Annotated in this window: 8 protein-coding genes and 1 pseudogene; 3 read left to right on the top strand and 6 right to left on the bottom strand. The window is 62.3% G+C overall.

Annotated elements, in window-relative coordinates:
• Positions 1–222: pseudogene (locus WBA38_RS02005) on the bottom strand (DUF4185 domain-containing protein); the annotation flags it as partial.
• A gap of 103 nt (positions 223–325) precedes the next feature.
• Positions 326–1006 (bottom strand): hypothetical protein, encoded by a 681-nt coding sequence (locus WBA38_RS02000; protein ID WP_424321928.1) that lies wholly within the window; start codon positions 1004–1006, stop codon positions 326–328.
• Positions 1007–1484: 478 nt separating this feature from the next.
• On the opposite strand from WBA38_RS02000, the gene WBA38_RS01995 reads away from it, so the two are divergent.
• On the top strand, positions 1485–2378 hold the full coding sequence (locus WBA38_RS01995; protein ID WP_424294784.1) for a MinD/ParA family ATP-binding protein: 894 nt from the start codon (positions 1485–1487) through the stop codon (positions 2376–2378).
• A 34-nt stretch (positions 2379–2412) separates the two neighbouring features.
• On the opposite strand, the gene WBA38_RS01990 is transcribed toward WBA38_RS01995, so the two are convergent.
• From WBA38_RS01990 to WBA38_RS01975, 4 genes are read right to left on the bottom strand one after another with little or no spacing between them, the layout of a single operon-like run.
• On the bottom strand, positions 2413–3192 hold the full coding sequence (locus WBA38_RS01990) for a hypothetical protein (RefSeq protein ID WP_424294787.1): 780 nt from the start codon (positions 3190–3192) through the stop codon (positions 2413–2415).
• A 20-nt stretch (positions 3193–3212) separates the two neighbouring features.
• Positions 3213–5045 (bottom strand): serine/threonine-protein kinase, encoded by a 1833-nt coding sequence (locus tag WBA38_RS01985; protein ID WP_424321927.1) that lies wholly within the window; start codon positions 5043–5045, stop codon positions 3213–3215.
• Positions 5046–5105: 60 nt separating this feature from the next.
• Positions 5106–5921: a hypothetical protein gene (locus WBA38_RS01980; protein ID WP_424294789.1), complete on the bottom strand. Its 816-nt coding sequence runs from the start codon at positions 5919–5921 to the stop codon at positions 5106–5108.
• Positions 5921–7660 (bottom strand): protein kinase domain-containing protein, encoded by a 1740-nt coding sequence (locus WBA38_RS01975; protein ID WP_424294791.1) that lies wholly within the window; start codon positions 7658–7660, stop codon positions 5921–5923. Before WBA38_RS01975 ends, WBA38_RS01980 begins: the two co-directional genes overlap by 1 nt.
• Before the next feature lie 175 nt (positions 7661–7835).
• On the opposite strand from WBA38_RS01975, the gene WBA38_RS01970 reads away from it, so the two are divergent.
• Together WBA38_RS01970 and WBA38_RS01965 are read left to right on the top strand one after the other, a co-directional pair.
• On the top strand, positions 7836–8351 hold the full coding sequence (locus tag WBA38_RS01970) for a nuclear transport factor 2 family protein (RefSeq protein WP_424294793.1): 516 nt from the start codon (positions 7836–7838) through the stop codon (positions 8349–8351).
• Between the two features lie 225 nt (positions 8352–8576).
• Positions 8577–10319 carry an FAD-binding dehydrogenase gene (locus WBA38_RS01965; protein WP_424321929.1) on the top strand — a complete coding sequence of 581 codons (1743 nt, stop codon included), beginning with the start codon at positions 8577–8579 and terminating at the stop codon, positions 10317–10319.
• Positions 10320–10376: the final 57 nt, after the last annotated feature.

The raw sequence follows: 10376 nt of genomic DNA, 5'->3' as shown, positions 1-10376 counted from the left end.
ACCCTCACCCGGCCCATCACCGGCATTCTGCTCGTTGGCGGCATTCTTGACTGGCAGAGCCGGCACCGGAGGTGCCGGCGGCACGATCATGCTCGCCGACTCCACATTCGGAACAGTCAACTCAGCCTGAGCATTCAGATCAACATTCTGCTCGGACGCATTCGATCCCGCCGACGAACAACCCGCCAACCCCAACACCGCAACGACCGCGACAGCAGTCATCGCCAACGGACGAAAAGAAACACCAGACATAGCACTCAGTTCCTGACCAGATAGAAGTCAAACAAGACGGGAGAATCCCTCAACCGAACGGGCGAATATTCGACTAGCGACCGTATCGAAGCGCAGCCGCGTGGACCTTCTCAACAAAGCCGGGCATCGAATTGAACTGCCCAACCGCAGCAGACCAATTCTCTGACTTGCGCAGATCGCCGACCCCGCACAGCAGTCGGGCAGCAGTCAACGTCGAGTCGTCAAAGCTGTCCGGGTTCGGCTTGCCGTCGTTGTCAGCGTCGGTCGCAAACTGCTCCCACTGCGACGGCAAGATCTGCATCGGCCCCATCCGGGCATCAATCACGGACGAACCGTCGTAGTGGCCGGCGTCAGTATCCGAGACGACCTTCGCGCCCGTCTCTCGCGACTGACGCAAGTTCCGCATCTCCGGAGTCACCATGCCGTCGACACCGACGGTGGATCCGCTTGCCTCGCCATGATCGCTCGAAACCGAGCCGATTCCCGCGAGCGTGGCCCATCCGAGACCGCATTCCGGCTGTGCCTTCGCCATGGCCGCCGCCGCATACGCATACGACTGCAGGGCGCGCTGACCAATGCCGTAGGGATCACTATGTAGCTCAGACCATGCCTGCAACTGCGCAGACGGAACCGACTCTGCCGAATCGCTTCCGTCCTTCTCCAGGCGATCCGAACACGACGCCAACACAAGCGCCAGTACGACCACCCCAACCAGCCGCAACCACGACCGCCCCCGAACATTACTGTTGATCACGTACCGGAGGGTAGCTTAAGTTCTTTTAAGCATCGAAACCGGATAGGGCAAAGTGCACATAATCACTTTGAACGGCATACGTCGACTATCTGGCCGACATCGACTGGGGTACGGTGCGCGGGCAGTCACCTCGCCTGTCGCGCGTCGACTACCGAACCGACGACGGCTTTGCGTGCCGGTCCATCCACGCCGACCATCGGAAGACGAGGTACTCGGGCACGCCGGGTGAGAATCTGAGAGGTACGGATCGTTGAATCCTTCGTCAAGCAACCAACCGCCATCGTGGATGTGGCCTGCCTCTTCCGACAGCGCTGGCACCGGTGCCGACAGCATCGGATCCGAGCAACCTCCGTCCGCACCGTTGCCACCAAATCAAAACGCGACACCGGGAAGTTCCCCACAGCGGAGGCCCGAGCCGCAACTGCCGCAGGCTCCGGCCGCGGGTCCCCGCTCCGGGCATCGCACCTGGCGATCGTCAATGCGCAGCATCGCCGGTGGCTTCATCACTTTCGGTGGCACAAGGAACCAACAAGACATCGCCGCCCTCGCCGAACGGGTAAGGCAGCCCATCGGCCCCGACTTCCGTCTCGCCGTCCTCTCGCTCAAAGGCGGGGTCGGCAAAACGACGGTCACGATTGGTTTGGGGTCCGTGCTGGCGTCGTTGCGCGGCGATCGCGTCATCGCCGTCGATGCCAACCCCGACTTGGGCACGCTGGCCGGGCGCATCCCGTCCCAGACGATTTCGACGGTCCGAGACTTGCTGAACGAACCAAATACCCGGCGATACGTCGATGTACGCAAACACACGAGTCAAGCCACGAGTCGACTCGAAGTCCTTGCCTCCGAACGCGACCCGGCGATCTCCGAAGCGTTCAACGAGGATGAGTACCTGAAGGCACTCGAGATCCTCGAGTACCACTACAACATGATCCTGACCGACTGCGGAACCGGACTGGTTCACTCGGCGATGTCCGGAGTCCTCAAGTCCGCGACGGCGCTCGTCTTGGTGACTTCACCGGCATTGGACGGTGCCCAAAGTGCAGTCGACACGCTCGCTTGGCTCGGTGCCCACGGATACGAACAACTCGCCCGCGAAGCGATCGTGGTGATCGCAGCATCACAGAGCAAGAACGCGCCCGTCGATGTTGAGATGCTTCGCAACTATTTCCTGGGCCGCACCCGTGCCGTGCAGGTCATCCCCTACGACAATCACCTCGCCATCGGCGGATACGTCGATCTAGACAACATGCAACCAGCGACTCGATCGGCATTCCTTGAACTCGCCGCCACCGTTGTCGAACCGTTCGCTGTCCGACCTCCCCGGTTCGACGCCCCAAACCCATTCAGTGGAATGGCCGGACCGCAACCATAAGCAACACGCCCGTGTTCGCGGCACCGATACGGACTTAGTCCAGGTCCATCGAGTTGGCGAGCCTGATGAGCTCCGACTTCGTTGCTCCCGACTTCCCGATCGCGAAAAAGACATCGTTGCGATCATCTGCGCGGATATAAATCTCCCCAGCTTGGATACGAACGTAACCGGTGCCATATCGCCAGCTGATCGCCTCTGCACCGTCGAAAGCAGACGCTCGCCCGAAAAACTCGTCCACTTCCTCTGCTGATGCCACCCACACCACTTGAAGTGCCACCGAATCAGGCGACATACATGCGATCCGAGCACGCCCAACCGGGTGTCCGGATCCCTGTGGACCCGATCCCAATTCAGCCCTGTCGGGTCGGATCATCCACTGACATGTGCTCTGTTGCCAGCCGACTTGCTTCGGCGTTCGCGGCAGGAGTTTTGGGAATTCGGCCGCATAAATTCCCCAATCTCCCCAGCCTGAATCAACCTTGACCACGGTCTCGGCGCTGGCAGGCGATTCCCGGCCATCAACGGTAGATATGACGACATACCGGCGCTCGCCAAACTTTGCGGAGAAGTCGGAATACCGTGTCTCGTCGCCAGCGTAGATTACCTCGCCGTCGTCACGTACCAGCATGTACTGATCGGCACCCTCAACCGAATTCCAACTGATCTCCACGACACCTACCGAGGCCTTGGCCTGCAGGCCCTCGGGTGCACTAACCGTGTGGAAACTGCCAGCCAACCAGTAGCCCAGGCCGGCGGCGACAACCCCAAGAATACTGAGCCCGACGATGCTGCGGACCCACCAGGACTTCAACACTGCAGAACCCTCCGGCGCCATCAGATCGGCAACTTTCGGAGAATGTCGAGTGCGTCGTCGCCGCTCTTTCCGTTAGGCACAGCAACCACCAAGTAGGTTGAACCTCTCCGTTCGCCATCCTTGAAGTAGCTCATCACAGCTTGGGCCCCGCCAGTGGCAGCAAGCCCAAAGTCGACGCCGACGCGATCGCCTTGAGCGGTCGAGATTAATTCGTGGTTGGCCACGCCAGCAAATCGCTCTCTACCCGCACCGACGAGTGCCGATTTCTCATCAGCGTAGCTATAGATGGCAATCTGGTAGTCGTAGTCCTTCACCCAGTCGTCACCGTTCGGCTTGTTGCAGAAGATTGATCGACGGTTTTCGGCGGTCGCCAGCGGACCCAATCCCTGGCAAACGATCTTCTGATATCCGTCAGTGCTTACCGGCGTACTAGGGAGCAAATCTGGGTACAGCTCAATGATGTCTTCCAGCCCGCGCCACTTCTGACCAAAAACAACATCCTCGGTGGCGTTAGAAAAATCCGAGTTCGTCCCGGACTGACTCCGAGCAGAAACGCTGTACCGATAGGTGCCCGGCCAAGGATTTAGCTGCACTGAAGTTCCACTACCCACATGAACGACTTGGTCATTCTGTTTGACCACGTAGCTCTTTGCACCCGGCACAGCGCGCCAGGTTAAGTCGATTCCCGTCGCCGTGGCCCGGGCCTCCGGACGATCTGGCGTTTGAAGAGTGCCTCCACCGCGCATGAACACTCCGACTAGGGCGCCCAGCGCCATGACGACGAGCACCGCGACGGCGGCCTGCCCGCGGCGCTTCACCGCTGGTTTAGTCGGTGTCTGCGGCGAGGCTGGTGCAGGCCGGGCCTGCAGATTCGCGTGCTGTGGGCCAGGCACCGGCGCACCTGTGGTATTCGCAAACATGTGGCCGCTCGTCGGGAGATTCACTCTGCCGCCGGTGAACGCCGCCTGGAGCGCCTGCGCAAAAGCCGATGCCGTCGGTGGCCGCCCCGCCGGATCCTTCGCCAAGCCTGCTCGCAGCACATCGTCGACGGACGGCGGTAATGACCTGGTCCGCTCCGATGCGCGCGGCGGTTCGGCGAACAGGTGAGCCGTCATCAAACCCTGCAGGCTGCCCGAATCGAAGGGGGCGCTACCGGTCAGGAGCTCGAAGGCTGTCGCGGCCAGCGAATAGATGTCGGCACGACCGTCAACCCGACGCCCGTCAATCTGTTCCGGCGAGCAATACCGCATGGTGCCAACCGTTGTCCCGGTGTGGGTCAAGCCTGCTCCGGCACCGGCCTCGCCGAGCGCCTGCGCGATACCAAAGTCGGTGACTTTAACTGCGTCAGGCATCACCGGGTCCGCACCGGGGGTCACCAGAATGTTGGCCGGCTTAATGTCGCGATGCAGCACTCCGTGCCGGTGCGCCACATCTAGTCCCGCTGCTACACCATTCACGATGTTGACCACCAGCCGCGGATCCATGCCGGCCGGAGAAGCCTTCGACATCTTCGACGCGTCCGTGCCGGGCACCAATTCCATGGCAATCCACAGCACGTCACCGAACACACCGCGGTCGTAGACCCGGACCAGATTGGGGTGGGCAATCGGCGCCAGAAGATCGGCTTCGCGGTCGAAACGCTGCCTCACCACTGGGTCTTCGGCGTGCGCCGAACGCAGCACCTTGATGGCATCGCTTCGCGGTAGACGCGGATGAGTAGCCTTGTAGACCTCGCCCATGCCGCCAGCTCCGAGGACCTGCTCGACACGGTAGCCCGCGATCTGGTCGCCGATTTGGAACATCTCTCCGCCGTTCACCGAATTACTGCTGATCGCGCCGAATGCTACCGGCACAGTCCTGTATCGAGGGCATCGCACCACGTCGTTCGAATGACGACGCCGAGACGGTTCGGCCTACTCGAGCGGGAGCTTGTTTGCCGTCTCGATCATCTGTTGTTTGGTACCGCCGGGAACGCTGACCGCGATCCACGAGTTCTTCACCAGATCGGTACGGAGGAAGGCCGCGTTCTGTTTCGGATCAAAAATACCGGTGCCGTGCTTCCAGGCGATCTCATCGCCTCCAGAATCGGACGCCTTTGTTTTGAAGAATTCGTCCGTCGCATCCGCAGATACGAGCCAACTGACGACATAAACTGCCGAGCTTCCGTTGCAGTTGATACGTGCGCGGGTCCGCACCTTTCCACTGCCCATCGGTTCCGGTCCGACCTCAGCCGTAGTGGGCGCGATTGCCCACTCACAGTACGCGCCTTCCCAGCCCTGGCCGTCTGGGGACTTCGGCAGCAACTTCGGAACCGTATCGACAAAGGGCTGGTACACGCCCCAACTGGCATCAACTGTCACCTCAGTTGCCGCGCTCGGTTCCGACCACACTCCGTTGCGTTCGGCTCGAATTACGTAGCTGCGCTTGCCTTGCGGTGCAGTCGAATCGGTGGCGGTAGTGGCGGAACCAACGTAGACGACGGTGCCCTTATCTCGGATCACCTGATACCAATCGGCACCGCTGACCCCGTTCCATGACAACTGGACCTTCGTGCCCTCGACCGTGGACGTGAGCCCCGACGGGCGGTCGACGGGGCGGGTACCTTCCACACCAAACCTGATGATCAGCATCGATGCCAATAGGACGGCGAGGGCAACCGCACCCGCGATGAAGTAAGTGCGACGCTGCCTGGGCGTGCCGGATGTCGTCGCTTGTTGCGTATAGGTCATCAGAATGGCAACTTTCCGATTAGGTCGCGGGCCTTCTTGGTGTCCCGCGAATCCGGGTACACCACCTCGACCAGGATGGCGGCACGCGGATCGGTGAACTTGAACTCCCACAGCGACCGCGCTGTCCCGTTGTCAGCGACACCGGTCGTTATCGCCCCCTCGCTACCTTGGGCCGACCTCACCTTGTCGTCCTTTTTCGAGGTGCGGTTATTGACCCGGTGGTAGGTGTCGCTACTCGCAGCGGCCGGACTCGCATACCGCAAAATGCGGACCTCGTATTCCGATGAATCTGCGCTGGTCTTCTTCTTGCAGTTGATGATCGCCGCAGGGTAACCGGCGTCCGGGACTGGCCCCTGGGCGGTGCACGTCAAGCCGTCGAACCCGTCGGTGCTAACCGGTGTGGAGGGCAGCAAATCGGGAAAAGCCTTCGCGACGTCCCGCATCAAACCCCAGTTCTGCACGGCGGTCACCGACACCGCGTCGCTGAAATCGGACTGCCTATCTGCCAGGTTTTGCGCGGCGACCGAGAACGTGTGCTCCCCGGGGAAGATCTCTGTCAAAGTCAGCGACGTGTCGTCGACCGTTTGGACCACCTCATCGTCTTGCTTAAGGACGTAGTTCGTGGCACCGGGCACCGCGTCCCAAGTCAGGTCAACACCCTGCGGCGTCGCGGTGGCCTGGACGCCGGACGGGGCATCGAGCCCCATCGACGACGACCACAGGTAACCGCCACCTACGCCGAGCGCGAGCCCGGCAACCGTGGCGATTGACACGAGCGCGGACAGTTTCTGATACCAGCGGTGTGCCGGTACCGGCGCAGGGTGTACTGGATGAGACACGGGAGCGCCGGGGGTATTCGCAAAGGTTTGCGCGGCAGGCAGCATCGGCGCACCGCTGGTGAACGCCGAATACAGGGAATAGGCGAACGCCGTCGCCGTCTGGGGTCGCGCCGCAGGATCTTTCGACAGCCCCGCAGCCAATACCGCGTCGACGGCCGGTGGCAGACGCCGCTCGCGCTCGGAAGCACGCGGCGGTTCGGAGAAGAGGTGCGCGCTAATCAGCCCTTGCAAGGTGTCCGACTCGTAGGGCGCGGTACCCGTGAGGAGCTCAAAAGTGGTGGCCGCCAACGCATAGATGTCGGTTCGACCGTCCACCTCGCGTCCTTCAATCTGTTCGGGTGCCGAATAGCGCAGCGTCCCAACGGCGGTCCCGGTGCTGGTGAGGTCGGCTCCCGCCTCGCCGAGGGTCCGCGCGATCCCGAAATCGGTCACCTTGATCGCATCCGGAACGATCGGATCCGATCCGGGCGTCACCAAAATGTTCGCGGGCTTCACATCGCGGTGCAGGACGCCGTGCCGGTGGGCCACGTCGAGGCCGGCGGCAACACCGTTGACGATGTTCACGACGAGGCGCGGATCCATACCACCGGCCGACGACTGCGACATCTTGGCCGCGTCAGTACCGGCGACCAGTTCCATCGCGATCCACAGGATGTCGTCGAACGCTCCGCGGTCGTAGATGCGGACCAGGTTGGGGTGGACAATCGGCGCAAGGAGGTCGGCTTCGCGTTCAAAACGCTGCCGAACAACCGGGTCCTCGGCATGCGCCGAGCGCAGCACCTTGATGGCGTCGCTGCGCGGCAAGCGCGGATGGGCGGCCTGATAGACCTCGCCCATGCCGCCAGCCCCGAGCACTCGCTCGACGCGGTAACCCGCGATGTCGTCCCCGATTTGGAACATGCCCTCACCATTCACCCAGATAGCTGCTTAGTTCGGAGTCGAATGCTACCCAGGAGTAGCCGAGTTGGGACGCACCGCACTAGCCTTTTCGAATGACACCACGTCGTCGACCAAGGCGTGCCGTCGCGGCCCGATTGCCTCCGACTTGTCCGAATCCCCCTTACCATCGGCATCCATGACCCCAAAGTTCTCCGCCGCCGAACTCAATGACGCATTTGCCCAGTTCCAGAAGACGGTTGCCGAAATCGCCATCAGTAAGGATTGGGATCGCTGGGCCGCCCAATTCACCGTTGACGCCACCTACATTGAGCACGCCTACGGACAGTTCAGCGGGCGGGAGGAGATTCGCGCCTGGATCAACAAGACGATGAACGCGTTCCCCGGCAGCCACATGGTGGAGTACCCGTCGCTGTGGCACGTCGTCGACCCCGAGACCGGCCGCGTGATCTGCGAAGTCGACAACCCCATGCGCGACCCCGGTGATGGCTCCGTCTTTACCGCCACCAACATCACCATCCTCACCTACGCGGGCGACGGCCTCTGGAGTTGCGAGGAAGACGTCTACAACCCGATGGAGTTCGGCCTGATGACCCGTCGCTGGTGCGAACGCGCCGCCGAACACGGCACCCTCGACGAACCCGCCAAGAAGTGGATGGACACTTTCGGCGCCATGTTCGCGCGGAAGTCGTAGGAGCAGTCGCAGCGCGTTGATTTTGCGACCCTATAGGTAGCAAATTCAACGCGCTGCGCCGGAATGAGGGTGTGCAAGCCCGTAATCGTGCCGTGATTGGCCAAATCCCGTTGAGACTCGACCCTCTCGCATAGGGTCATCGCGCGATCCCGAAGTGTTTGACGCCAATCCGGAAGGCCACCCGTGCATCCCTCGCTGAATCCGTCCCTCACGCGCCGACAGGTGATGGCCGCAGGCGGTGCAGCGCTGGCGACCACCCTCGTCGCGCCCGGAAGCGGAATCGCGTCAGCAGGGCCCAAACAAGATGCCGACGTCATCATCGTTGGGCACGGCCTTTCCGGCTTGGTTGCGGCATGCGAGTTGACCGACCGGAAGAAGAAAGTCCTGATCGTTGATCAGGAGTCCGGTGCCAACCTCGGTGGGCAGGCGCATTGGAGTCTCGGCGGGCTGTTCTTTATCGACAGCCCCGAGCAACGGCTGGCTGGCATCCACGACAGTCCCGAACGCGCTCGCCGCGACTGGTTCGCCACCGCGGGATTCGACCGTAATCCCAATAGCGTTGGTGGCGAAGACTATTGGGCCCGACAGTGGGCCGAGCACTACCTCGATTTTGCACACCGGGAAAAGCGCTCATGGCTCGCAGGAATGGGCATGCTGTGGGTTCCGGTGGTCGGATGGGCCGAACGTGGTGACGGCACCCCCGGCGGTGTGGGCAACTCCGTGCCCCGTTTCCACACCACCCTCGGCACCGGCCCCGGTGTCGTCGAGCCATTTGTCCGACGTATTAAGGCCGCCCAGCGCGCAGGCCTGGTGCGCTTTGAGTTCCGGCACCGCGTCGACGAACTCCTCACCTCCGGCGACGACGTGGTCGGGATCCGCGGCAGCGTTCTCGCCGCCACCTCGCAGCCGCGAGGTAAGGCGTCGTCGCGCACCGTGGTCGGCGACTTCGAGTTCCACGCACCGCTGGTGATCGTGGCATCGGGCGGCATCGGCGGCAACCACGAACTTGTTCGACGCAACTGGCCCGCCCGTCTCGGCAATCCGCCGGAGCACATGGTGACCGGTGTGCCCGCGCACGTCGACGGTCGGATGCTGGGGATCGCCGAAGCCGCAGGTGCCCGCCATGTGAACCGCGACCGCATGTGGCATTACACCGAAGGCCTCCGCAACCACTCGCCGATCTGGCCCGGTCACGGCATCCGCGTGTTGGCGGCACCGTCGTCGATGTGGTTCGACGGTGCCGGTCGTCGCTTCCCCACCCCTGGCATTCCCAGCATGGACACCCTCGGCACGTTGGAGCTGATTCAGAAGTCGGGGTTTGAGTACTCGTGGTTTGTGCTGAACAAGCGAATCATCGAGAAGGAATTCATTCTGTCGGGCTCCGAGCAAAATCCGGAGCTGACGAGCAAGAACTTGGCGGCATATCTGGCCAACCGCGTGATCGACGACGTGCCTAAGCCGGTGCAGGCATTCCTCGACCGCGGCCCCGACTTTGTGACGGCGAACAGCGTCGAAGAGTTGACGGCCAAAATGAACAAGCTCGTCGGCACCAATCATCTCGATGCGGCTGCACTGAAGCGTCAGATCAAGCATCGCGATGCTGAGTCGATGAACCCCCGCTCGACGGACGACGGCATCAAGGCGATCCGTCGGTCGTTGGCCTACATCGGCGACAATCTGGTCCGGACCCAGCCGATGCACCGCATCTTGGATCCCGCGGCGGGACCGCTGGTCGCGATCAAGATGAACATCCTGACCCGTAAATCGCTGGGCGGTTTGCAGACCGACCTGTCGGGCCGCGTCTTGGGCGAGAACGGCAAGCCGATTAACGGACTGATGGCGGTCGGCGAGGCCTCGGGCTTCGGCGGCGGCGGCGTCCATGGCTACCGTGCCTTGGAGGGAACCTTCCTCGGCGGCTGCCTCTTCAGCGGCCGCCAAGCCGGCCGCGCCGCCCGCCGACTGGTCTAACCCCCGCCCCCTGGCCGTTCTCGCATGATGCGTCGATTCCCGCACTATGTCTGACAT

The sequence above is a fragment of the Gordonia sp. (in: high G+C Gram-positive bacteria) genome, from assembly GCF_049647785.1.
Lineage (GTDB): Bacteria > Actinomycetota > Actinomycetes > Mycobacteriales > Mycobacteriaceae > Gordonia.
Note: the sequence above shows the minus strand (reverse complement) of the source record. Positions and strands in the feature narration are given on the sequence as shown.

Coding starts and splice junctions, on each gene's coding strand:
- WBA38_RS01975 (WP_424294791.1), bottom strand. CDS start 7,660: ATGTTCCAAATCGGGGACGACATCGCGGGTTACCGCGTCGAGCGAGTG.
- WBA38_RS01995 (WP_424294784.1), top strand. CDS start 1,485: ATGCGCAGCATCGCCGGTGGCTTCATCACTTTCGGTGGCACAAGGAAC.
- WBA38_RS01970 (WP_424294793.1), top strand. CDS start 7,836: ATGACCCCAAAGTTCTCCGCCGCCGAACTCAATGACGCATTTGCCCAG.
- WBA38_RS01965 (WP_424321929.1), top strand. CDS start 8,577: ATGGCCGCAGGCGGTGCAGCGCTGGCGACCACCCTCGTCGCGCCCGGA.
- WBA38_RS01980 (WP_424294789.1), bottom strand. CDS start 5,921: ATGACCTATACGCAACAAGCGACGACATCCGGCACGCCCAGGCAGCGT.